Raw genomic sequence first — 23,104 nt, 5'->3', positions numbered from 1 at the left:
GTGGTCTTTATTTTATCTTTCTAAAAGAGATAGAAATTCCTTATCCTTTTCGAAAGTCAAGATTGATATATATCGGAATGAGTGAAAAGAAAACTAACAGTATAGGTAAGCGACTTTCCGATCATTATGAAGGTTCGTCTGGGAATGAAGGTCTTGTGAACTATAGAAAAACAGAAGGTTTGTACTTTACCTATCTTAATTTTGAAATGCTGAAACAATTATGGAATTACCGTATTGAGGATTTAGAAAGTTATTTCATTCTAGATTTTCTAAAAATTTATGGAGTTTATCCAATTTGCAATAATAAAACTGGGTTTGAGATCAAAGAAATTGATTTGCCTGTAATTCTTGAAATTGACTGGAATTATTTTGAAAAGGAGAAAAGATAATGACTCACTATATTAAAGCTGGAGTCGAAATTATAGAGGAATTTTTTGAAGAAATAGGCAACATTGAGGGAGTACAGAATGATGTTGCTACGACTTTAATGAATTTATACAAAGAGCGCAAATTAACAAACACAAATATATTAAATGGACTTGAAAAAATTCGAGAGGTTAAGAGTAGTGAAGATAAAAAATATTGAAATTAAGGCTCTTAGAGGAATTAGAGAAAACCTGAACCTTTCCCTAGACAAGGCAAAGTCGATTTTGTTATATGGTGATAATGGAAGTGGTAAGAGTTCAATTACCGATTCTCTTGAGTGGTTCTATACAGGTAGAGTTGAACATCTTTCAAGAGAAGAGATAGGTACTGGAGGTATTAATGCTTTAAGAAATATTTTTTTACCTGAAGATGAAGATGCTTACATCAATTTAGAATTTTCTGATTCAAATCTGAATTCACTTAAGAAACTTTCCTTACAACGCTCTAAATTATCGAGTGAATATTCAAACGAAACTTCTAAGTTTAATGATTACCTTGAAGCATCCCAAAAAGAGAACTTGATCCTTAGATATAAAGACTTGCTAAGATTTATCCTATCAACTAAAACTGAAAAACTTAACGAAATATCACAAATAATTGGTTTTTCTGAAGTTACAAGAATAAAAGATGTTTTCAAAAAGACGGTAAATAGTCTTAAAAATGAACTAAAAATTAAAAATTTTGAAAGTCACATTAACAACAAGCAAGCTCAAATATTAAACGAAATAGGGCAAAACATTAATAATGATGATCAGTATTTTAGTGCGATTAAGGAATCAATTAAACCTTTAGAACTTTCCATCGATGTTAAGGACGACCAAAGTATTGACAGTATCCTTGAGTTGATCAAAAAGCCAGGGGATGATGAGTCTCTCCGCTTAACTATTTCATATGATAATGTAATTGAGCCACTTAGCAATTTAAAAAGCTACGTAAAGGATATTGCTTCATCTTATACGAACTACTACGAAAAATATCAGGGGATTTTTAAGGATTTAGAAAAATTTAAGAGGATAAGTTTGGAAAAATTATTATCAGAAGGGCTTAGGCTTCTTAAAAATAGGATTTTTGAAGTTGATAAGTGCCCTCTATGTTTACAGGGGAAAAATCGAGAACAATTAATTAATGAACTGAAAGAAAGAATCGAAGAATTATCAACTTTCAAAAAAGAAAAGGAAAATTTGGAAGAAGTAAGACATACTACGTTGACAATTATCCAAAATGCTTCACCAAAATTTGAGACTACTTTAAAGGAAAAATGCCTTTCAATAGAAGATAATCTGCAAATCAAAAATGAAGTTGAAGAGATTAAGAAGATACTGGAGAATTGTTCAGAGAGTCTAAAAGAAGATCCTCTTATTACTCTTAAGGAAATAAAGAAGCCAGAAGACCATATTAAGATTAATTTAGAAACTGCTCAGCAAATAATTTCTATTTTAAAAGAGAAAAAAGAAAAGATAGTTACTGCTAAAAAGGATGACCTAAAATTTTCTATCAATAGCAAATTAATAACGGTTCGGCAAGCATATAAAGAAATTAAGTCGCTCAAGAAAGAATTTGATCTCCACAAGCAGCAAGTGCAATCAATGGAACTGATTTATAATGAATTCGTTAAAAAACAAAGAGAAGGTCTATTATCATTCTTAAATGCCATATCCAAGGACATTAATGAATTGTATCTCTATATGAATCCATCTGAAGATGTTGACGAAATTGAAATAATTCCCTTAGATAAGGATGATGATTTCGTCGGGATAACAATTCAACATAAATTTCATGGTGAAATAGTTTCTCCGCCAGACAAGTATTTAAGTGAATCTCATCTCAATTGTTTGGGAATATGCTTATTTCTTTCATCCGTGAAAGCTTTCAATAAAGTTAATAAGTTTTTTGTTCTAGATGATGTTATATCAAGCTTTGATAAAACACATCGTTTGAGATTTGCAAATTTATTGGTCGAGAAATTTTCAGATTATCAGATCTTCGTTTTTACTCATGAAAAAGATTGGTTCGATTATTTTGCCAATATAGTTAAAGGCAAAAATTGGTTCATAAATAAAATAGTTTGGGATTCAGAAAAAGGAGTGGATTTAGAAATTCCATTGATAGAACTAAAAGAAAGAATAGATAAGAAGCTTGAAAAATCTGATGAGTCGGATTTGGGTAACATGATGAGGAAGTATCTGGAGCGACACCTCAAAGAGATTTCTTTCAATACCAAAGTTAAAATGGAATTTCTTTATAATGATAAGAATGAAGACAGGATGTCATATGAAATGCTTTCTGAATTAAGAAGTACTGTAAAAAAGAGAAAGTGCCCGATCAAAGATGAAGAAGTTTTGAATAGATTAAGCGCCTCTTCTTTTATCGGAAGTAAGACATCTCACTATAGTTCATACAAGGACAACATATCAGATTTAAAAGTATTTTATGATGATATAAATGAGCTTGCAAGTTTATTTGAATGTGGTGATTGTAACAGATACATATCAGAAGAATATTATGACACTGTTGGAAGAAAAATTCGATGTAGATGTGGAATTAAAAGTTACGAATGGCAAAAGCACTAGTGGGAAATGATTAGAGAAGAAAATTTTGGACAAACAGATGCGAAATCTCTCTCAAATGAATGGGAGATAAAAAGTTTAGATGATGAAAGTCTAGTAGAACTTATTATGGGGCAATCTCCTCCATCATCAACTTACAACAAAGAGAAAAACGGTTTGCCTTTTCTTCAAGGGAAAATGGAATTTGGGGAGATTTATCCATCTCCAACTGTTTATTGCTCCGAGCCAGTAAAAGTAGCAGAAAAAAATGATATTTTAATTTCCGTGAGAGCGCCTGTGGGAGAAGTCAACATATCTCCTTCAAAAGTTTGTATTGGTAGGGGATTAGCTGCGATCAGATGCAAGTCAAATAGACTCAGTCATTCATTCTTATTCTATTATTTTAAACATAATAGTAAAAGATTTGAAGCTATTTCTACTGGATCAACTTTCAAGGCAGTTCGCAAAAATGACCTTGAGAGTTTTGAACTCCCCATCCCACCCCTACCCGAACAGAAGAAGATTGCGGAGATTCTTTCTACGGTAGATAAAGCAATTGAGAAGGTAGATGAAGACATAGAAAAGACTCAGAGGTTGAAGAGAGGCTTGATGCAGGAGCTATTGACTGGTAGATGGAATCCAGTAGACAGTAGACAGGCAAGAAGAGAATTCAAGCAAACAGAGATAGGAAATATACCGAAGGAGTGGGAAGTCGTTAAAATAAAGAATCTTGGCAAGGTAATTACAGGGAAAACACCAGCGACATCAAACAAAGCTTACTGGAATGGGGATGTACCTTTCGTTACTCCCGCAGATATGGGTGAAACAAATTATGTTTACAAAACAGAGAGATATGTTTCAGAAGTAGGCGCGAAACGAATTGGATTCATTTTACCAAAGGACGCGGTCTTGGTCGTATGTATTGGATCAACAATAGGCAAGACAGGGTTAACCTATACAAACTGTATTACTAATCAACAAATAAATACAATCATATGTAGTGAGGGAATAAATTCATATTATGTTTACTACGCAATTACGTTCAAAAACCAATTTCTCAAATCGTTTTCTGGTACAGCCGCCGTACCTATAATTAAAAAATCATTGTTTGAAATATTCAGACTATCCCTCCCCTCCCTCCCCGAACAGAAAAAGATTGCTGAAATACTGAGCACGGTGGATAAGAGGTTGGAGTTGTTGAGGAAGAAAAGGGAAAAGTTAGTAAGGGTGAAGAAAGGGTTGATGAATGATTTGTTGAGTGGAAAAAGAAGAGTAAAGATAAGTAGCCAGTAGGTGGTAGACAGTAGACGGGTTTGTTAGGTAAGTGGGTTTTTTCAGTTATTACCCGGTGTACTGTTTACAGTTTACAGTTTACATACAAATTAGTAGGCAGTAGAAAGTATATGGTAGACAGCAAACAGGATACAGAAGACAGTAGGAAGGAAAAAGCGAAAAGATTTGAAGATTTGGAGGTGTGGAAAAAGTCTCACGAATTGGCTAGGGTAGCCACCAGTCTCGCTGGTGGATTATTAAGATACAACGAGCAAGCCTGCCCTGAGCTTACTCGAAGGGACTCGTTGCCTACCCAGATTTTTGAAAGATCATTAAGAAAAGAAGGTACATAAAATGAAAAGAAAAGAGGAGATTTTAAAGATTCTTAAAGATGAGCTTTCTTATCTCAGCAAAACTTACAATGTAAAGAATCTAGGTCTCTTTGGCTCATATTCAAGGGAAGAACAAACACCGGAAAGCGATATAGATATCCTAGTTGAATTTGAAAAACCGATAGGATTTTTCAACTTCATCGAGCTTGAAGATTATCTCACGGATAAGCTTGGAGCAAAGGTTGAGCTTGTAACTGGTGATGCATTAAAACCAATGATTAGATCTTATGTGATGGAGAATATCGTTTATGTCCAAAAGACGTAAGAACATAGAACTCTTAGAAGAATACAAATGTTGGAGACGGCTTGCTAGATCCTTCGCAGTCCCTTCACTCCGTTCAGGGCTTCGGCTCAGGATGACAGCAATGATGGCAAACTAAGTTTACAAATTACAAAGGTCTAGTATGAGATTTACTGAATCAAAGCTTGTCGAAGACTATGTAATACGAAAACTTGAGGAAAAGGGGTGGAATTTCGTTCCAGCCGATGAACTTCAAAGGGATAGTTACGAAGAACATCTATTTATTCCGAACTTGTCAAAAGCTCTTGAGAGGATTAACGAGAAGGCTGGGATTGGAGAAGAGGAGATTAATCGTGTTAAAAACGAGTTAAAGCTCACAGGGACAGGCCATGAGGGAGCAAAAAGGATTTTGAATTTCTATAAATTTGGAGTCCCTGTCAAATTTGAAAAAGAAAAGGTTGTAAAATACGTCCAGCTTTTTGACTTTGAAGACATAAATAACAACGAGTTCATTGTTACACGTCAGGTCTACTTTTACGGCAAGGATAAAATACGAACAGACATCATTCTTTATGTAAACGGAATCCCCGTTGTAAATATCGAGTGCAAGAATCCCACCAGCCTGTCCGAGAGTTGGGAATCTGCTTACAAGCAAATTAAAGATTATGAAGATATTGTCCCTGAGCTGTATAAATATATACAGATAGGAGTTGCTGCAGAATCTGAAGCTAAATATTTCCCGATTGTACCCTGGCAGGAAGAGGTGAAAATATACGAGTGGAAAGTAGAAGGAAAAGATTCGATTGATTCAACAATTGAAGTGTTATCGAGAGAAAACCTACTTGATATATTAAGGAATTTTCTCTTTTACAGAGTTGAGTTCGGAAATGCTTCTAAAGTTATAACGAGATATATGCAATTGAGAGCGTCTAATAAAATGGTTGATAGGGTTATTAAGAATCTAAAAGGAGTGGAAGAAAAAAATAAAGGACTCATATGGCACTGGCAGGGAAGTGGCAAAACACTTACCATGATATTCGCTGCGAATAAGCTTTACTACTCAAAGGAACTTGAAAACCCCTCTATATTTTTTATTGTTGACAGGATTGATCTCGAGGACCAACTATATGGGGAATTTTATTCTTTGGAAATAGTCCGACCTGAAATTATAGGATCAGTCGAAAGATTGAAGGATGTTCTGAGCTTCGACGACTACAGAGGGAAAAGAGGAATATTTATACTCCTAATTCACAAATTTAGGCCAGATGAGCTTAAAGAGTTAGAAAATGTTATAGAAGAAGTCTCAAATCAAAAAGAAACTATATTGAACAGAAAAAATGTGATCGCATTTATAGATGAAGGGCACAGGACTCAGTATGGCCTTTTCGGCGCACAAAGAAAATCGATTTTTAGGAACGCTTTTTCTTTTGCTCTTACAGGCACCCCAATATCAAAAAGAGGGAAGGATACTTACGAAGAGTTTAGCTATCCTCCTGAAGAACCTTATCTAGACAGATATTTTATTACTGACTCCATCAGAGATAAATTCACATTGAAAATCGTCTATCAGCCACGGCTTGAAAAAGATGTTCATTTAAAAAAGGATATGCTTGAGGTATTTCTAGAGACAGAGCTTGAAGAACTACCTGAAGATATAAGGGGCGATGTTGAAGAAAAAATCAGGAAAAAACTCAATGCGATCAAAGTGATACTGGAGAATCCCGAGAGGATAAGAGTGATTGCAGAAGATATAGCGAATCATTTTAAAGAGAATATCGAGGGAAAGTTCAAAGCCATGGTTGTTGCTGGAAATAGAACCGCTTGTGCTATCTATAAAACGGAGCTTGATAAGCACCTTCCAAAAGATTACTCAGAAGTTGTAATGACTCATGATGAGAGAAGGGAAAAAGATATCAGATCAACTGTATTGAGGGAAGCTAGAGCAAGATATGGTGATATGGAGCCCGAAAGTTTAAGAAGAAAAATAAGAGAATCTTTTATAGAAGAAGAAATTCCGAAAATTCTAATTGTGACGGATATGCTACTTGCTGGATTCGATGCACCAATACTCCAAGTCATGTACCTCGACAAACCTCTCAAAGAACACAAACTTCTGCAAGCCGTGGCGAGGACAAATAGACCATACAAGGATTTAAAAGGAGAAGGAGTGGTGATCGATTACATTGGAGTGTTAAAGGATTTCAAAAAGGCTTTAGAGATTTATAGCGAAGATGATATTAAAGGAGCGTTATTTAGCTACGATAGTTTAAAGGAGGAATTCATCATTCTAATTAAAGAAGTATTCGAAATTCTTAAGGGTATCCCCAAAAATTATGACAGGGATACCTTACTCAAGACTATAGAGCATATCACCTCCGACGAAGAAATAGAGAAGGAATTTACAGATAAATATAGAGGTCTTAGAAAGTTGTTTGAGTTACTTGGGCCAAATGAAATTAAGCTTGAATATTTTGAGGCTTATAAGTGGCTATCTGCCATTTACACGTATTACATGAAAACAGTAATGAAAAAACCTTCTTATGATGGTTATGTGAAAAAATACTATGATAAGACAGTGAGATTCATACATAAGTCCACAGAAATTGAAGAATTAGAAGCTGGACTACCCGTAATTGAATTTGATGAAAATTATCTACAAAAATTAGAAGAAAAGGTTAAAAGTAAAGAAGAAAAGGCCGCTAATATTCTTTTTACATTGAATAGACTTGTTCTTGTAGAAAGGCACAGTAATCCCATCTATGAATCACTCGTTGAGAAGGTGGAGAGACTTCTCAGGTTGTGGAAAGAAAAGACAAAAGACTATGAAAGACTCTACTCGGAAGGCGTGGAACTTTTGAATCACATGAAAGAACTTTCCAATAGGCAAAGGGGATTAAACTTCTCAAATCTAGCGTATTCGATGTTGCTAATTCTCGAAGATAAATTTGGAAGCGGTGATGGATTAGTAAATGACGTAAGAAATCTTTATGAAAAACTCGAGAAGTATACTTTTCCAGGATGGTCAACCCAAACCACTGTTACAAAAGAAGTGGAAAGAGAGGTTAGAAGGTTTGTTAGAGCATATAAAAAAAAGTATAGCCTATCTTTTGATGATATGAACCACATATATGATAAGTTGATGGAAAGCGTGAAAAATTATGGAGCTGCTTGATATACCTTATAAAATTTCATACAGAAATGTGAAATATCCTAGACTGGAGTTTAAGACGGGAGAATTGATTTTAATACTTCCACCTGGATTTAACGATTACAATCTGTTAAAGAAGAAAGAAGAATGGATACTAAATAAAACGAACTTTATAAGAGAATGCCTAAGAAATAGTAATAACAAGAAAATATCAGACATAGAAGAAAAAGAGTTTAGAAAAACTGTTCTTGCATTAGCAAAGAAATGTTCAAAAAAACTGAGTGTTAAACTTAACAAAATCTATTTCAGGAAAATGAAGACAAAGTGGGCAAGTTTAAGCGAAAAAAGAAATCTTACTGTGAATTTATTAGTGAAATATCTTCCAGAACACCTTTTAGGGTATGTAATATTTCATGAAATTGTTCACGTAATTGAAAAGAGGCACAATGACAGATTCTGGAGGATTGTATCTAAAGAGTATAGTGGATTCCACGAACTAGAAATGGAATTGTTTACTTATTGGTTCCTATTATATAAGAAATTGAAATAGTTTATTAGTTTTTTGATGCTAAGAAAATCGTATCTCTTTATACCTAAATTTTAACGATTTCTAAAGTTGAGAAAATTTAAAACACAAAATATCCCTAAGATAATTGCGATCCTAAAAAGAGAGTACCAAAATTGGAAGACGCCTTCTGTTACATATACGGCTAAGAGAAGTCGTGATCCATTCAAGGTTTTAATATCGACTATTCTCAGCCTCAGAACCAAGGATGAAACTACGAGTATCGCGTCTAAAAAATTATTTACGATGGCGGATAATCCAAGCGATATGCTTGCGCTCAGCCCTGAACAAATTGAGAAAACCATATACCCGGTGGGATTCTATAGAAATAAGGCAAAAATAATACGAGAGGTTTGTGAAAATCTGATCGAAAAATACGCTTCCAGGGTTCCTGATGAGATCGATGAGCTTCTCAAGTTAAAGGGTGTCGGACGAAAGACTGCCAATCTGGTGGTGACCCTGGGCTATGGAAAGCCTGGGGTTTGTGTTGATACACATGTACACAGGATCTCAAATAGATGGGGATTCATAGAAACTAAAACCCCTTTTGAAACCGAAATGGTCTTAAGGGAAAAGCTTCCCAAGCGATATTGGGTAGATTATAACAGTCTCCTGGTTGCGTTTGGACAGATTATATGCCGTCCCATCTCTCCAAAGTGCACTGAATGCCCTGTGGAGCAGTTCTGCGAGAAGGTAGGTGTAGTGAAGAGCAGATAGCCCATATTTGTGAGTTGGGATTGAAATTAATTTTAATAAGCTGTCCAACCGCCGTCTATAACAAGGCTTGATCCAGTGACGTATCTAGCTTCATCCGACGCAAGATAGAGGATGCCGTATGCTATGTCGATGGGCTCTCCGCGCTTTCCAATGGGAACGATTTTGGCTGCTATTTCATCCAACTGTTTTTGTGCATCGGGCGGGTTCCCGATGAAATCTTCATTCATCTTGGTTTTTATAAACCCGGGACATATTGTGTTTACCCTGATTCCCTGCTTTACATGGTCTAGCGCCATGCTTCTTGTGAACTGCATGACAGCACCTTTTGATGTGCTGTAGGCGAGTGTATTCTCGCATCCTATAAATCCTGCAACCGAGGAGTTATTTATTATTGAACCACCTCCGTTTTTTATCATATGTGGAATAACATATTTTGACATCAAAAACATACCTGTGATATTTATATCAATTGTCCTGTCCCATGAATCCACCGAGGTCGTCAAAACATTCCCAGCTTCGAGCATACCTGCATTGTTGAATAATATGTCGACTTTTTTAAACCTCTCTATGAATTTATTTACAGTATCTTTGACTTGTTTTTCTAAAGATACGTCGCCAGGAAAAGCCACAATTTCCCCTTTACCTTTAGCTTCTCTTACAACCTGATCTAATTTCTTCTTGGTTCTTCCGGTGATTCCAACCTTTGCCCCTTCCTTACAGAAAAGGAGCGCTGTCGCCTTACCGATTCCTTCACCTCCACCCGTTATCAAAGCGGTTTTGCCCTTGAGTCTCATTTTTTCGCCTCCTTCATTTGATTGCAGGAAAAGAATCAAAAAAGTAGATCAAATATATGCGGATTTGAATCGATATTCAAATATAGGCTCCTCTCTTGAATAATAGTGGACCTCTGTCCCCATTTCCAGACGAGTCCTTCCCTATAGGGTAGGTCACAAGTCCCTTCGCGCAGCCTCAGGGCAGGCCCTTCGACCCTTCGATGAAACTCAGGGCTTAGGGCAAGGCTACCCCCCCTGGTTGTCATTCCCTAAATCCTTAATAGGGAATCCATGCTTTTACCTCTGGATCCCCGACTACTGATTTCGGGGATGACATAACAACTAAAAAATTTAACTAGTGAATTCCCTGCAGCTTGGAGGCTGTCCGATAAATGCAAAAATCGTCATTCTTAAGGGTCAAAAAACCCCTCCCAGGTTGCCAATCGTTGATCCTGGAGCATTCTGAGAGGGCAAATTTTTTCCATCCGTAATTGTCGGACAGCCTCCAAGCTGCAGGGAGTTTCATTATTTTCAAGAGTGAAGATTGGGCCTTATATCCGCATTTTTTAAAGTTGAATTTTTCATATTATCAGATACCATTCGTCTAACTAACTTACAGAGGCGAAACGGAGTTGGAAGCCATACTTTTTTACATTTTTGCCGCTGCATCGGTAGCGGGGGCTTTTCTTGTTATTACGCATGGGAATCCCGTGGTTTGTGCTCTATCACTAGTTCTTACGCTTTTTTCCACCGCCGTGCTTTTTATCTTGCTTCTTGCACAATTTATTGCGGCAATTCAGGTCCTCGTATATGCCGGGGCGATAATAGTGCTTTTTATCTTTACTGTGATGTATCTAAACCTTAATGAGGACTCGCTTAAGTTCGATTATCAAAACAGTCCTATTAAGCTCGGTATTTTATTGGTGATACTTGTTGTGGTCGGCTATTTAACAAGTTTAGGCTTCAACAAGGGCTTAATTTTATACGGTGCCAAAGCAATTTCGAATGACCAGTTTGGAACGGTGGAAGGTGTGGGCCGGGTTTTATTCAGAGATTATATTCTACCCTTCGAGCTCACATCGGTGTTAATCGTAGTTGCCATAATAGGGGTTGTGGTTATAGCTAAGAGGAGGTTGGATTAGGGTGGCAATTGGCGTTGAACACTACCTTGTGCTTAGCTCAATACTCTTTGTTATAGGTACTATTGGTGTTATCACAAGGAAAAATATAATCATAGTGCTGATGTCGATAGAGTTGATGCTCAATTCTGCAAACCTTGCCTTTGTTGCTTTCTCCAAGGTGCTCGGAGACATGACGGGTCAGGTATTCATGATAATGTCCATAACTGTCGCTGCGGCTGAAGTGGCTGTCGGGTTAGCCCTTGTTGTCTCGGTTTACACACACCGTGAAAGCCTGAATATAGATGTTCTAAAAATGCTTAAGGGATGAGTTATTGATGAAGCCGATATTCAAAGGCAGGAGTGAATAAAAGGTGCTCGTTTGGGTAATTTTAGCACCTTTATTAGGTGCATTGATCAATGGTCTAGTATTTGCCTCGGGATTTTGGAAAAAGGTTATTGGGGGAGACGAACACACAGAAAAAAGGATTGTAAGCTTTCTTGGATGTGGTGTAATCTTTATCTCAGCAATACTGTCTTCGATTTTATTCCTTCGTCTTCTAGTGCTGGCCCCTTCCGATAGAGAAATAGTTCAAGAGCTATATTTATGGATTGCTTCAGGGGATTTTTCAGTAAGCATTGAGTTTCTATTTGATCCCCTTTCCTGTGTCATGGCTCTTGTCGTGACGTGGGTAAGCTTCTTAATACACGTTTATTCTATAGGGTATATGCACGAGGACCGCTCCTATTCGAGGTATTTCACTTATCTGAATAGCTTTGTTTTCTTTATGCTGGTATTGGTGCTTGGTAACAATTTCCCGCTATTGTTTGTCGGTTGGGAGGGCGTAGGTTTAGCATCCTATCTTCTAATAGGATTCTGGTATGAAGATTATGAAAAGGCACATGCTGGTAAAAAGGCTTTTATTGTAAACAGAATAGGAGACTTTGGATTCATAATCGGTATTTTTTTGATTTTTTATGTATTTGGGTCGACAAATTTTTCTGACGTGTTCAGCAAAGCCTTGGATCCCGCTTTCATCGATGCCATTCCCGGTGTCTTAATTACTGTTATCGCACTTCTTCTATTTATTGGTGCGGTTGGCAAATCCGCTCAGTTCCCGCTCTATGTCTGGCTTCCGGATGCAATGGCGGGCCCTACACCTGTAAGCGCATTAATACATGCTGCCACGATGGTTACTGCGGGTGCATATATGATGGCAAGGTGTAGTGCATTTTATACACAGTCACCTACTGCTCAGATGTTGGTGGTTTCAATAGCTGCGTTTACTGCCTTGCTTGCAGCTTCTATGGCAATTACTCAGAATGATATTAAGAAGGTGCTGGCCTATTCGACAATAAGTCAGCTTGGTTACATGTTTATGGCAGTCGGGGTTGGGGCTTATGCTGCCGGTCTTTTTCACCTCGTCACGCACGCATTTTTTAAGGCTTTGCTGTTCTTGGGCTCAGGGAGCGTAATTCATTCTCTTGCTGGGGAACAGGACATAAGGAAAATGGGTGGGTTGAGAAGTTACATTCCATTTACTTCATACACCTTTCTTATCGGTACTCTTGCAATAGCCGGAATTCCTCTTCTATCGGGGTTTTACAGCAAGGATGGAATCCTTGCTTCTTTGATTGAGAGAGGCTATATAATACACTGGTTTATTGCACTCTTCACCGTTGGTTTAACGGCATTATACATGATTCGATTGTACCTGCTCACATTCGAGGGCAGCACCCGCCTGTCTGAATCAATCAGGAGTCATATCCATGACTCCCCATACACGATGACGATACCCCTTCTGGTACTTGCGTTGCTTTCCATATTTGGCGGATATATTGGAGTCCCCGATTTTATGGCCAGGACAGTTGGGATTTCGCATTCAAACATTTTCGAGGATTTTTTATTACCATCAGTCTATTTAATAGACGTCAGTTCGTCCGTGCATCATTTTCTCGGCCATTGGAGTGCAACATTGTTATCAATAATTGCCGCGGTTGTTGGGACTGTGGTTGCCGTTTACCTATATATAATAAATCCTGCTTCACAACAGATGCTTATGAGGAGTAATCTAGTATCTGCTATTTATAGGTATTCCTATGCAAAGTGGTTTGTAGATGAAATATACGATACTATTTTTGTAAAACCTTTTAACGGCATTTCAAAGAGTGCTGCTATGTTTGATCTAAATATAATTGACGGCGCTGTAAACGGAATTTCAGATGTTGTTATCAGGACTGCTTCCATCTTGAGATCTGCACAAACAGGTATGCTAAGGTTCTACGCGGCAGCGATGGCGATAGGGGCTCTAGGCATCATTGTCTATATTGTAATTGCTGCTGGCTGAACGTCAGATTTTGCATTTGCCATTAATAAAAAAGGCGGCATAGCTTTTACATTTGCCAGCCGCCTTTCATTATATTTATCTTTGGTATTTACTTTCTTAGCGCTGTCCTATACATCATAATAGAGTACAAATTCGTATGGAACAGGTCTGAGCTTCACGGGATTAACTTCATTCTCGGTCTTGTATTCGATCCAGGTATGAATCACATCCTCTGTAAATACATCACCTTTAAGCAAAAATTCATGATCATTCTCAAGTGCTTTCAGTGCGTCCTCCAGAGAACCGGGAACTGATGGAATACCGGCAAGTTCCTCCGGGCCTAATGCGTAAATATCTTTATCAAGTGGATCACCAGGGTTGATTTTCTTTTCGATCCCATCAAGACCTGCCATGAGCATAACGGAGAATGTTAGGTAGCCGTTACATGCCGGATCTGGAAACCTCACTTCAATCCTTTTCGACTTGGGACTTGGTGAATACATGGGTATTCTGACCCCTGCACTTCGGTTTCTCGCCGAATATGCTAGATTTACAGGGGCTTCAAATCCTGGCACCAATCTCCTGTATGAATTTGTCGTAGGATTTGCAAAGGCGCAGATGGTTGGTGCATGTTTTAGGATTCCCCCAATGTAATTCATTGCCAGTTCACTCAATCCCGCATAACTGTTACCGGCAAAAAGGGGCTCTCCGTTTTTCCAGAGTGACTGGTGTGTATGCATACCAGAGCCGTTGTCTCCAAAAATCGGCTTGGGCATAAATGTCACAGTTTTTCCATTCCTTCTCGCAATGTTTCTGCATACGTACTTATACCACATCATCCTATCACCCATTTCCACAATAGGAGAAAATCGCATATCGATTTCTGCCTGTCCCGCTGTTGACACTTCATGATGATGGGCCTCTACCATGACACCAAGCTGTTCAAGTGCTCTTACCATTTCTGATCTGATATCTTGAAAATTATCGCTAGGAGGGGTTGGGAAATATCCCTCTTTGTGCCTTGGTTTGTAACCAAGGTTTGGATTCTCATCTCTTGCAGAGTTCCAAATTCCTTCTATAGAGTCCAGGAAGTAGAATCCAGAATTTGCGGTCTGTTCATATTGTATATTGTCAAGTATAAAAAATTCTAACTCAGGGCCGAAGTAGGCGATATCCGCTACTCCCGTGCTTTTCATGTATGCGGCAGCTTTTTTTGCAATGTTTCTAGGATCGCGGGAGTATGGCTCACGAGTTATGGGATCAACTACGTCGCAAATTATAGCCAAAGTTGGAATCGTAGTGAACGGATCGATTCTGGCTGTTTTTGGGTCTGGTATCACAAGCATATCGCTTGCATGAATTGATTGCCATCCCCGAATACTAGAACCGTCAAAACCAAGTCCATCTGAAAATGCGTTAGCATCCAGTTCATGGGCGGGCACGCTAAAATGCTGCCAAGTCCCAAGGAAATCAAGAAATCGTAAATCTACTATCTCTAGATTCTGGTCCTTCATCAATTTTAAAACATCTCCTGGTTTTTCAGGAAACATACCATTTGTACCTCCTTCGCTTTTATTTTTTGGGCCCCTCTTTGTGGTAGGCATTTTTATTGCTCTTCCTCCATCTATGAGAAAATTTTATTGCTAGTTTTGATGTTATATGGCGTCAATACCGCGCTCCCCTGTTCTGATTCTTATAACTTCTTCCATTGGTAAGATAAAGATTTTCCCATCTCCGATTTTACCTGTCCTGGCGCTGTCCATTATGACTTCGATTACTTTCGGAACGATGTCATCCACCACTATGATCTCAAGTTTTATTTTAGGTAAGAAGTCTATAACATATTCTGCCCCTCTGTAAAGCTCAGTGTGACCTTTTTGCCTTCCAAAACCCTTAACCTCTGTCACGGTTAATCCCTGGACTCCGATATCCTTAAGGGCTTCTTTTACATCATCCAATTTAAATGGCTTGATTATGGCTTCTACTTTTTTCATTATCTGATAAACCTCCTTCCGATTCTAATAAGCAAACAACATACCACTTCACAGAAGGCAAATCAATCAAAAAATAGGGCTGTTTTTTTCGTCGTATAGCAAAATCATGCTTAAAAAATAAGCACGAGGTTTTAAAAAATAAACATTGAAAATTTCAAAATTGGATTTTATAATCGATTATTAATATTATGCCAAATCTCATATAGACTTACACAAACTTGTCGCATATTTTGACGGTGCTTGCCACTGGAAGTTTCGGTTGATTTTTGACTTTATTATGATAGGGTTTTTCACCCATGTTAGAAAAGAGTCTAGGGTATAAGTTTAAAAATCCGGCCCTTCTAAAAACTGCACTTACACATAGTTCCTATGCCAACGAATTTTCAACTGAGAGCAATGAAAGGCTTGAATTTCTGGGGGATGCTGTCTTGGGGTTAGTAGTAGCGCGCCTGTTATATGATAACCATCCTAGGGCTTCTGAAGGTAAACTTTCTAAACAGAGGAGTGCGATAGTAAGCAGAGTGAACTTTGCGAAGTTTACAAGAGAACTGGGAATAGATAAGCAAATCATTTTAGGAAAGGGGGAAGAGCGAACCGGGGGTAGGGACAGAGAATCAAATCTTTCCGGGGCCTTCGAGGCGATAATAGGCGCTATTTATTTAGACGGTGGATATAGAACAGTCTTTAGGGTCATATCTAAGCTTCTAAAAAATTCGATCGATGAGAAGGATATATTCATTGATTATAAGACTAAACTACAGGAGATAGCACAGAAGAAGTACAAACAAATTCCTCGATATAAAGTCGTCCATGAAGAGGGCCCGCCGCATAAAAAATGGTTCCACGTTGAGGTAAAGATAATGAGAAGGGTTTTGGGGGAGGGTATGGGAAGCAACAAAAAGGAGGCCGAGCAATCAGCGGCTAAAGAGGGCTTAAATAAACTTGGGATCTTAAAGAAGACGGGTTGATTTTACTGGAGGGTTTCTTCAAATTGTATGCCGTGCTCTTCGATCTTTTTTGAAAGCGTATTTCTGTTAATACCCAATATCGCCGCCGCCTTTTTCTTGTTTCCTTTGGCTATCCGTAACACTTCCTCAATAAGGGGTTTCTCAATCTTTTGAATTACCAGATTGTATATCGCACCCGAAGCTTCCTCGCGATTATTGTGCAAAAAGACTTCAAGCTTAGATTTTATAAACTCACCAAAGAGTTCGTCCGTCTCTTTCTTTTCTCCCCTTAAGTAAGGAGCAGCATCGAGGAGAACATCCGATGTAATCATATTTTCTGACGACAGAACGATAACCCTTTTGACTGTGTTTTCTAATTCTCTTACATTTCCCGGCCAACTGTATTGAAGCATTATTTTTTTTGCCCCTTCGGAAAATGTTTTTTTATAAGTAGCGAGATCAATTGAATATTTTTCATTAAAGTAATCCACAAGCAGCGGGATATCCTCTTTCCTTTTCCTTAGCGGAGGAACCACAATAGTTATGGCATTTATTCTGTAATAAAGGTCCCCTCTGAAAGTGCCTTTCTCTACTTCTTCTTCTAATCTTTTGTTTGTGGATACAATAACCCTTACATTAACCTCGACGGGTTTCTCGCTGCCAAGCCGGTAGAATTTCTTCTCTTCCAGAACCCTTAAAAGCTTTGTCTGGAGTTCAAATGGCATATCACCTATTTCATCGAGGTGAAGGGTTCCGCCGGCAGCCTCATCAAATCTTCCCTGTTTTCTTATTGATGCTCCCGTGAAAGCCCCTTTTTCATATCCAAATAGTTCGCTTTCAATAAGATCTTTGGGCATGGCCGCTAAATTCACTGATACCAGTTTTTCCTCTTTTCTAGGACTGTTAATATGTATAGCTCTGGCTATAAGCTCCTTTCCTGTGCCGCTCTCACCCTGGATGAGCACCGTCAGATCCTTTCCCGCTATGCGCCCTATTGTTTTATAGATCTTGAGCATCGATGGGGATTTTCCGACTATCCCCTGATGCATTTCGATCGCTTCGTTCAATGTTGCCGTTAGAGAGTCAACCTTTCTCGCATTTTCATAGCTATTTATGGCCCTATCGACGGTGAGTCTTACTTCGTCTAAATCAAATGGCTTTGCAATGTAATCGAATGCCCCTTCTTTCATGGCGTCAATTGCGTTTTTAACCGTATTTTGAGCCGTGATTATAATTACCGGAATCTCTATTCCCCTCGATCTTATGTCATGGAGCACCTCTAGTCCACTTATGTCAGGCATTGTGATATCGAGTATTATCAGAGAGAAGTATTCAGATGATACCCTTTCCAGAGCTTGTGACCCGCTCACTCCGTACTCAACCGTGTAATCGGCCTTTTCTAGGCATTTGCCGATTACCCATCTTACACTTTCCTCATCATCCACTACTAAAATCTTTCTTTTCATCTTACCAATCTGTAGTCAACTTGACCTATAAAAGATCAAGTTAAACTCTTATACTTTTTACTTAAGGTTTTCACTTGGCAAAAGGGAGGTGCACTTGAAATTTTGTTCCCTTACTTAATTCACTCTCAACAAATATCGCACCTCCATGCTTTGCTATTATTTGGTATGCAATAAACAGGCCAAGACCGGATCCCTTCTTCTTAGTAGTATAAAAGGGGGAAAAGATTTTTTCCAGATTCTCTTTTGGTATTCCTTCGCCATTATCTCTTATTTCCACGGAGATAACGTTTTCGTTCCTGAGTTTGTAGTCGGTAATCCACCTTGTGGAAATTTCTATAATTGCATTGTCTGGATTTGCCTCCTTTGCATTCTTTATTATGTTTAAAAAAGCCTGCTTCAGTGAGTTTTCGTTTCCCAGGATTGGCGGTATGGCCACATCGAACTTCTGAATAATATTAATTTCTCCCTTAGAACTGGATTTTGATTCAAGAAACGTGATGTCTGAAAGGACCTCATGGATATCTACTAACTCAAATGCATCTTTGGCGAAGGGTTCGAGGCGTTTGAACTTTTCAATAAGGTCGCGCAGCCTGTCGGCTTCTTTCATGATTATGTCGGCGCACTTAATAGTTTCTTCATTCTTAGTCTCACTGGCTAATATCTGCGCGGCTCCTCTAATACCGCTCAATGGATTCTTGAGCTCATGTGCAAGCCCGGTGATAAAAACTTCAAAATTGGAACTTGATAGTTGCTGAAGGCTTCTCTTGCTAAGAAAGTTCGACCCCGAAAGGTCCCTTATCTGAATGATTAGACACTTTATTTCCCCCTTACCAGAAAATATAGGTGAAGCGGATGCCTGGATCGCTATTCTTTCCCCTCCTCTTAGCACCGGGTTAATTTCTTCAACCATTATAGTCCTTTCTTCGGCCAGTGCTTTTTTTGCCGTTTCTTCTATTTCTTCGGGAAGGTATGTAAAGATGGATTTTTGATATGCCTTCCTTCTCGAGATGTTAAAGATATTCTCTGCAGCATCGTTCATATTCAGTATAGAAAAGGATTTATCTAAGATTATGATTCCATCAGCTATTGCGTCGAATACCTCTTTTAGTGATAAATCCTCAGATTTAGTGACTTTGTTAATTTTGGGCATCAATGTGCATAACTGAATAATTCATTTAGACAATGTAATTATTGTTAAAATGTTCTCATGATTCAAATGTAGGGATCAAATTTAAAAAATTACAGGATATATAAGATTTACTTTAGAAGCATTAATTTTTTATTGTGTGGAATTCGAATATGAATTTTGTTATTCTACGATGCTATGTTGATTAAACAAACAAAAGGAGGTGTGTTATGGCCAAGAGCGCGCTTTTGGTAGGCGTAAATGATTATCAGGGAATTAATGATCTGAATGGTTGCCTAAATGATGTCACAAATATGCGCTACGTCCTCAAAACATATTTGGGATTTTCCAATAGGGACATTCGTGTATTAGTTGATGACAGGGCAACAAAGGAAAATATTATTTACAGGCTTAACTGGGTGGTAAAAAATGCGAAATCTGGTGACTTTCTCGTTTTTCATTTTTCAGGACATGGTTCTCAGATACGTGACAGGGAAGGAGACGAGCTTCGTGACCACATGGACGAATTAATCTGCCCCTGGGACATGAATTGGGATGGATGCTACATAACTGACGACGATTTAAATTCTATTTTTAAAAGGCTTCCCAAAAATGTCTTATTAGAGGTGTTTCTTGACTGCTGCCATTCGGGTACTGGATTAAGGGAAAACAGTCTTGGACGGCCTCCCGAGTTGGGTCCTGAGCATCCCATATTAGCGAGGTATCTCCCCCCGCCTGTAGACATAGAGTGTCGTGTGGAAGGTGAGGAGGAAGAGTTGAAGCCCACAAAGGGTTTTAAGTCAAAGAATAGGAGCACCCTAAATCATGTGCTATGGGCAGGATGTAAGGATAACCAGACATCTGCGGATGCGTATATCAATGGGGCTTACAATGGGGCATTCACTTATAATTTCGGTAAACACATGCGAGATACTGGGGGACGTATCAGCCGAAAAGAACTCTTGGGTCGTATTCGTCAATCCTTAAGACATAATAATTATTCACAAGTACCTCAGCTAGAAGCGGAAGCAACAAAACAGAAGGGTATGACTTTAACCACAAATGAAAAAAAATGAGAATTTAATCGACTTCTATTTGGGAAGGATTGACTGAAGAATACTTTAAGGCATTTAAATCTATGAATTTCTGGGGTGGCTGATAACAAAACTTGTAAATTTCTATTTAGCTTTAGCAAATCTTAATGTGAAAATTTTAAATGTGCCAATTATAGAGTTCTTTATTCTTGTTGTGATTATTCTTGTGGTGGCCTGTCAGGATATAAAACAGATAAAGAGCCAGTTGCCAAATCCGGTGCGAGATTTTACGGAAAAAGATAAGTACACAATAGGTCTCCGTTGGTACGAGTATGGTGAGTATGATATTGCGCGTAAATACTGGGAACCACTTGCGGAGGATGGGGATTGCGATGCGGAATTTAGCTTGGGGTTGCTTTATTTCGAGGGAAGGGCAGTAACTAAGAGCTTTGAAAAGGCGAGAGAGTTGTGGACTAAGGCCGCTGATCACGGCCAACCTCAGGCTCAAAATGCGCTAGGGGTGATGTATTCACACAGTGAAATACAATACTCGCCCTTTCAATGTGGAAGAGGATGTGGTGTGAATAAGGATTTTATAATGGCTTATAAGTGGTTAGGTTTAGCAAGCGAATCGGGTTCTCCTCGCGAAGAGAATCAGGCCAAAAAGTTAATTGACAAAATAAGGCAAGAGATGACGCCAGAGCAGATTAGCGCGGGTGATGGGTTGATCAAGAAATGGGAGCCGGAACCCTCACTGTGCATTCCAAGGAGGGATTTGTGATTAACACTCCGCAACGTTATTTATCTTCTGAATAAGCACAGACAAATTTTGCTACGTGATCGCTTACACTGTCAGGCATTATGGGTACAGGCTCTTGAGATATTTTCTCACTGAAAACTAATTCACCTAGTGAGCTATAGAACCGGGCTGATTTATATGAATATGTTCTGTTGGAGCAATTTACAGTTGAATAGATATAAACCTCTTTGTATTTAGTTCCATCCTCATCAGTTTGATCCTGATCAAATAGGAGCTTGCTCCAGGATCGCCTTTCATCATTCTCTATTGAAATGCTCTCTTTCGCAACGTACACCCTGAATTTTCTATCCTTTTCCACCTTTGTTACGAAATACCATATACCATAGCTCTTTTCATCCGCTCTAGCTGTTTTAACAAGCTCGAAATGATTTTCCTCCACGGGCCTGCTAGCGCAAGCGAAAAAAGAAATGGACACGATTAGAAATAGAATTTTAATAGAGGATACCTGTCGCATCTTCTTTATTTACTCTAAACTTGCTCGAGATTAACAAACTCGATAAAAATATAAAGGGCATGATCTTTAGATGTTTCGAAGTAGCATTAATTATTCCTGAACATTGCGTTTTGAGCTAATTGTCGATAGATTTTTGAAAATACATAATTCATCGGTAGATGATGCGTTTAACACTAAACACCTTATTAATTCTTGTCACGATTGTCTCGATCGTTAAAGCTGATGACCAGGATAGGCTAAAATCGATGATAGATCATCCGGAATGGTACATTAACGTTACTGACTGGTCTATTTATGCGCCTTTTGGGGTAGGTATTATCAAGGGTGTTACTATTGAAAATACGAGTGAGATAACCTATAAGGATGTATTAATTAGGCTAAGGTATTATTCTACATCTTCTAGATATTATGGAAGACAGATTTCAGAGGGGGTAGATGTGCTACCGGTCACGGTGCCTCCTCGAAGCAAAAATTCTTATCCGAAGGATGGAATCACGTTTGGACAAGCACCCGGTCAGATATATGCACGGGGTTTAGAAGTACTAGGTGCTATCCCAGTTGTTGACTGAAGCTGCAATAGTATTTGTCAGATTACACAGCTTATGAAGGTAAAGGCATATGCTGAAAATCCATTGGAATTAGTTGACAGGTGGAGCAGATGTGAGCCAGCAGTTTTATTTTTTATCAGGTTATACATTTTTGGATCACTTGCAACGATATAGCTTTCACCATTGGAGTCATACTCCACGTCATCACCCGCATTCTCAGGGTCGAGATGTTTATTATCTTGCAAAATAAAAACCTTAAAGCCCTTTTCCTTTTTGGGGTTGATTACGAGGTTTACTTCTGAAGAGGTGTATTTTAAGTATATGTGCGCCTTCTCCGACGAATCAATTAAGGCAGGGACCATGTATTCAGAAGAGCTAATCCATTTGCCCTCAACATATATTGTATCTTCCTGTGTAATGTCCGGGCTTTTAAATTCCTGCGCTTCGTCTTTCTTTGCTTCTTCGATATTTCCGAGTTTTCCACGGCTGTGACCGAAATATAGTTCAGGACTTACCCTGTAGCAGTGAATACCCGGGGTGTCCATATTTCTCACCGGCTTCATAGGATCCGGAAGATCGACATCCGGATCGATCTCCTTAAGGAGCATCTGAATTGCAAGTTCTGTCTCAATATAATTTCCCTCACCAAAGTGTGCATACCGGAAATAGCCATCTTTATCAATGAGATACTTTGATGGCCAATAACGGTTTGCGAATGCTTGCCAGATCTTGTAATCGTTATCCATCACTACAGGATACTTAATTTCCAATTCCTCGATGCCCTTTATTACATTCTCTTCAGTCTTTGAGAATGTAAATTCGGGGGCGTGCACACCAATAATCTCCAAGCCTTTATCCTTATATCTTTTGTACCATTCTCTAATATATGGAAGGGTCCTTATACAGTTCACACATGTATAATCCCAGAAGTCTATTAGTACTACGTTCCCTGCCAGCTCATCTTTAGTGATTTCCTTTGAGTTTATCCATTTGCCGCTGTTGAGATCGGGCATCCTGACCTTTCCCTTTTGTACATACATACGTTTACACTCCTTGAATCAAATTTATTTTAACTACATAGGGTTGATTCTGTCCATTTTCAATTATCGATTAGGCGATTGAGCTTTATAATACGCTGTAGCTAGAGGGATTACGCTATAAGCGCTATGGCTCCCGATCTTCGGGTCATT

Annotated in this window: 24 protein-coding genes; 16 read left to right on the top strand and 8 right to left on the bottom strand. The window is 38.5% G+C overall.

Annotation, left to right across the window (positions count from 1 at the left end; all coding sequences use genetic code 11):
- Positions 1-77 precede the first annotated feature (77 nt).
- The 9 genes from VGA95_14800 to nth all read left to right on the top strand — a co-directional run bounded on the left by VGA95_14800 (position 78) and on the right by nth (position 9,307).
- Positions 78-389, top strand: a complete 312-nt coding sequence (locus VGA95_14800; protein HEX9667814.1) for a hypothetical protein — start codon at positions 78-80, stop codon at positions 387-389.
- Complete coding sequence (locus VGA95_14795; GenBank protein HEX9667813.1) at positions 389-586, top strand: hypothetical protein; 198 nt, start codon at positions 389-391, stop codon at positions 584-586. The genes VGA95_14800 and VGA95_14795 overlap by 1 nt, the downstream gene beginning before the upstream one ends.
- Positions 567-2,996 (top strand): AAA family ATPase, encoded by a 2,430-nt coding sequence (locus VGA95_14790; protein HEX9667812.1) that lies wholly within the window; start codon positions 567-569, stop codon positions 2,994-2,996. The genes VGA95_14795 and VGA95_14790 overlap by 20 nt, the downstream gene beginning before the upstream one ends.
- A gap of 6 nt (positions 2,997-3,002) precedes the next feature.
- Positions 3,003-4,265, top strand: coding sequence for a restriction endonuclease subunit S (locus tag VGA95_14785; protein HEX9667811.1), 1,263 nt, complete (start codon positions 3,003-3,005; stop codon positions 4,263-4,265).
- 110 nt (positions 4,266-4,375) lie between these two features.
- On the top strand, positions 4,376-4,597 hold the full coding sequence (locus VGA95_14780) for a hypothetical protein (GenBank protein HEX9667810.1): 222 nt from the start codon (positions 4,376-4,378) through the stop codon (positions 4,595-4,597).
- 1 nt (position 4,598) lies between these two features.
- On the top strand, positions 4,599-4,901 hold the full coding sequence (locus VGA95_14775; protein HEX9667809.1) for a nucleotidyltransferase family protein: 303 nt from the start codon (positions 4,599-4,601) through the stop codon (positions 4,899-4,901).
- Between the two features lie 139 nt (positions 4,902-5,040).
- Positions 5,041-8,049 carry an HsdR family type I site-specific deoxyribonuclease gene (locus tag VGA95_14770; protein ID HEX9667808.1) on the top strand — a complete coding sequence of 1,003 codons (3,009 nt, stop codon included), beginning with the start codon at positions 5,041-5,043 and terminating at the stop codon, positions 8,047-8,049.
- Positions 8,036-8,575, top strand: a complete 540-nt coding sequence (locus tag VGA95_14765; GenBank protein ID HEX9667807.1) for a M48 family metallopeptidase — start codon at positions 8,036-8,038, stop codon at positions 8,573-8,575. The genes VGA95_14770 and VGA95_14765 overlap by 14 nt, the downstream gene beginning before the upstream one ends.
- Positions 8,576-8,641: 66 nt before the next feature.
- Positions 8,642-9,307 carry an endonuclease III gene (gene nth, locus VGA95_14760; protein HEX9667806.1) on the top strand — a complete coding sequence of 222 codons (666 nt, stop codon included), beginning with the start codon at positions 8,642-8,644 and terminating at the stop codon, positions 9,305-9,307.
- 32 nt (positions 9,308-9,339) lie between these two features.
- Here the strand turns inward: nth and VGA95_14755 are convergent, their stop codons facing one another.
- Entirely contained in the window at positions 9,340-10,101 is a 762-nt protein-coding gene (locus VGA95_14755; protein ID HEX9667805.1) for a glucose 1-dehydrogenase, read from the bottom strand.
- Positions 10,102-10,136: 35 nt separating this feature from the next.
- Complete coding sequence (locus tag VGA95_14750; protein HEX9667804.1) at positions 10,137-10,346, bottom strand: hypothetical protein; 210 nt, start codon at positions 10,344-10,346, stop codon at positions 10,137-10,139.
- 366 nt (positions 10,347-10,712) lie between these two features.
- On the opposite strand from VGA95_14750, the gene VGA95_14745 reads away from it, so the two are divergent.
- Genes VGA95_14745 through nuoL form a run of 3 tightly spaced genes read left to right on the top strand, consistent with a single transcriptional unit; the run spans position 10,713 to position 13,546 of the window.
- Positions 10,713-11,222, top strand: a complete 510-nt coding sequence (locus tag VGA95_14745) for an NADH-quinone oxidoreductase subunit J (protein HEX9667803.1) — start codon at positions 10,713-10,715, stop codon at positions 11,220-11,222.
- 1 nt (position 11,223) lies between these two features.
- Positions 11,224-11,529 (top strand): NADH-quinone oxidoreductase subunit NuoK, encoded by a 306-nt coding sequence (gene nuoK, locus VGA95_14740; protein HEX9667802.1) that lies wholly within the window; start codon positions 11,224-11,226, stop codon positions 11,527-11,529.
- Positions 11,530-11,572: 43 nt separating this feature from the next.
- Entirely contained in the window at positions 11,573-13,546 is a 1,974-nt protein-coding gene (nuoL, locus tag VGA95_14735) for an NADH-quinone oxidoreductase subunit L (GenBank protein HEX9667801.1), read from the top strand.
- Positions 13,547-13,653: 107 nt separating this feature from the next.
- On the opposite strand, the gene glnA is transcribed toward nuoL, so the two are convergent.
- Positions 13,654-15,075 carry a type I glutamate--ammonia ligase gene (gene glnA / locus VGA95_14730; protein ID HEX9667800.1) on the bottom strand — a complete coding sequence of 474 codons (1,422 nt, stop codon included), beginning with the start codon at positions 15,073-15,075 and terminating at the stop codon, positions 13,654-13,656.
- A gap of 105 nt (positions 15,076-15,180) precedes the next feature.
- Positions 15,181-15,519 carry a P-II family nitrogen regulator gene (locus VGA95_14725; GenBank protein ID HEX9667799.1) on the bottom strand — a complete coding sequence of 113 codons (339 nt, stop codon included), beginning with the start codon at positions 15,517-15,519 and terminating at the stop codon, positions 15,181-15,183.
- Between the two features lie 296 nt (positions 15,520-15,815).
- Here VGA95_14725 and rnc point away from each other — a divergent pair, with 296 nt between their 5' ends.
- Complete coding sequence (rnc, locus tag VGA95_14720; GenBank protein ID HEX9667798.1) at positions 15,816-16,487, top strand: ribonuclease III; 672 nt, start codon at positions 15,816-15,818, stop codon at positions 16,485-16,487.
- 2 nt (positions 16,488-16,489) lie between these two features.
- Here the strand turns inward: rnc and VGA95_14715 are convergent, their stop codons facing one another.
- Together VGA95_14715 and VGA95_14710 are read right to left on the bottom strand one after the other, a co-directional pair.
- On the bottom strand, positions 16,490-17,932 hold the full coding sequence (locus tag VGA95_14715) for a sigma-54 dependent transcriptional regulator (GenBank protein ID HEX9667797.1): 1,443 nt from the start codon (positions 17,930-17,932) through the stop codon (positions 16,490-16,492).
- 70 nt (positions 17,933-18,002) lie between these two features.
- Positions 18,003-19,082, bottom strand: coding sequence for an ATP-binding protein (locus VGA95_14710; protein HEX9667796.1), 1,080 nt, complete (start codon positions 19,080-19,082; stop codon positions 18,003-18,005).
- A gap of 206 nt (positions 19,083-19,288) precedes the next feature.
- Between VGA95_14710 and VGA95_14705 the strand changes: the two genes are divergently transcribed.
- Positions 19,289-20,134: a caspase family protein gene (locus VGA95_14705; protein ID HEX9667795.1), complete on the top strand. Its 846-nt coding sequence runs from the start codon at positions 19,289-19,291 to the stop codon at positions 20,132-20,134.
- A 127-nt stretch (positions 20,135-20,261) separates the two neighbouring features.
- The gene (locus VGA95_14700; GenBank protein ID HEX9667794.1) at positions 20,262-20,873 is read left to right on the top strand and encodes a tetratricopeptide repeat protein; all 612 of its coding nucleotides are present in this window, start codon (positions 20,262-20,264) and stop codon (positions 20,871-20,873) included.
- A gap of 16 nt (positions 20,874-20,889) precedes the next feature.
- On the opposite strand, the gene VGA95_14695 is transcribed toward VGA95_14700, so the two are convergent.
- The gene (locus tag VGA95_14695; GenBank protein ID HEX9667793.1) at positions 20,890-21,366 is read right to left on the bottom strand and encodes a surface-adhesin E family protein; all 477 of its coding nucleotides are present in this window, start codon (positions 21,364-21,366) and stop codon (positions 20,890-20,892) included.
- A gap of 245 nt (positions 21,367-21,611) precedes the next feature.
- Here VGA95_14695 and VGA95_14690 point away from each other — a divergent pair, with 245 nt between their 5' ends.
- Complete coding sequence (locus VGA95_14690) at positions 21,612-21,935, top strand: hypothetical protein (protein HEX9667792.1); 324 nt, start codon at positions 21,612-21,614, stop codon at positions 21,933-21,935.
- A 17-nt stretch (positions 21,936-21,952) separates the two neighbouring features.
- Here VGA95_14690 and VGA95_14685 read toward each other — a convergent pair whose 3' ends face one another.
- Positions 21,953-22,954 (bottom strand): redoxin domain-containing protein, encoded by a 1,002-nt coding sequence (locus tag VGA95_14685; protein ID HEX9667791.1) that lies wholly within the window; start codon positions 22,952-22,954, stop codon positions 21,953-21,955.
- Positions 22,955-23,104: the final 150 nt, after the last annotated feature.

Source organism: Thermodesulfobacteriota bacterium, from assembly GCA_036397855.1.
Taxonomy (GTDB): domain Bacteria; phylum Desulfobacterota_D; class UBA1144; order Nemesobacterales; family CSP1-2; genus DASWID01.
The sequence above is the reverse complement of the archived record's forward strand: the minus strand, read 5'-3'. Positions and strand labels throughout refer to the sequence as shown.

What these genes read in the sequence shown, in the direction of transcription:
- VGA95_14800 (HEX9667814.1), top strand. Translation starts at nt 78, where the DNA reads ATGAGTGAAAAGAAAACTAACAGTATAGGTAAGCGACTTTCCGATCAT.
- VGA95_14795 (HEX9667813.1), top strand. Translation starts at nt 389, where the DNA reads ATGACTCACTATATTAAAGCTGGAGTCGAAATTATAGAGGAATTTTTT.
- VGA95_14785 (HEX9667811.1), top strand. Translation starts at nt 3,003, where the DNA reads ATGATTAGAGAAGAAAATTTTGGACAAACAGATGCGAAATCTCTCTCA.
- VGA95_14780 (HEX9667810.1), top strand. Translation starts at nt 4,376, where the DNA reads ATGGTAGACAGCAAACAGGATACAGAAGACAGTAGGAAGGAAAAAGCG.
- VGA95_14775 (HEX9667809.1), top strand. Translation starts at nt 4,599, where the DNA reads ATGAAAAGAAAAGAGGAGATTTTAAAGATTCTTAAAGATGAGCTTTCT.
- VGA95_14770 (HEX9667808.1), top strand. Translation starts at nt 5,041, where the DNA reads ATGAGATTTACTGAATCAAAGCTTGTCGAAGACTATGTAATACGAAAA.
- VGA95_14765 (HEX9667807.1), top strand. Translation starts at nt 8,036, where the DNA reads ATGGAGCTGCTTGATATACCTTATAAAATTTCATACAGAAATGTGAAA.
- VGA95_14755 (HEX9667805.1), bottom strand. Translation starts at nt 10,101, where the DNA reads ATGAGACTCAAGGGCAAAACCGCTTTGATAACGGGTGGAGGTGAAGGA.
- VGA95_14750 (HEX9667804.1), bottom strand. Translation starts at nt 10,346, where the DNA reads ATGACAACCAGGGGGGGTAGCCTTGCCCTAAGCCCTGAGTTTCATCGA.
- glnA (HEX9667800.1), bottom strand. Translation starts at nt 15,075, where the DNA reads ATGTTTCCTGAAAAACCAGGAGATGTTTTAAAATTGATGAAGGACCAG.
- VGA95_14725 (HEX9667799.1), bottom strand. Translation starts at nt 15,519, where the DNA reads ATGAAAAAAGTAGAAGCCATAATCAAGCCATTTAAATTGGATGATGTA.
- rnc (HEX9667798.1), top strand. Translation starts at nt 15,816, where the DNA reads ATGTTAGAAAAGAGTCTAGGGTATAAGTTTAAAAATCCGGCCCTTCTA.
- VGA95_14715 (HEX9667797.1), bottom strand. Translation starts at nt 17,932, where the DNA reads ATGAAAAGAAAGATTTTAGTAGTGGATGATGAGGAAAGTGTAAGATGG.
- VGA95_14710 (HEX9667796.1), bottom strand. Translation starts at nt 19,082, where the DNA reads ATGCCCAAAATTAACAAAGTCACTAAATCTGAGGATTTATCACTAAAA.
- VGA95_14705 (HEX9667795.1), top strand. Translation starts at nt 19,289, where the DNA reads ATGGCCAAGAGCGCGCTTTTGGTAGGCGTAAATGATTATCAGGGAATT.
- VGA95_14695 (HEX9667793.1), bottom strand. Translation starts at nt 21,366, where the DNA reads ATGCGACAGGTATCCTCTATTAAAATTCTATTTCTAATCGTGTCCATT.
- VGA95_14690 (HEX9667792.1), top strand. Translation starts at nt 21,612, where the DNA reads ATGATAGATCATCCGGAATGGTACATTAACGTTACTGACTGGTCTATT.
- VGA95_14685 (HEX9667791.1), bottom strand. Translation starts at nt 22,954, where the DNA reads ATGTATGTACAAAAGGGAAAGGTCAGGATGCCCGATCTCAACAGCGGC.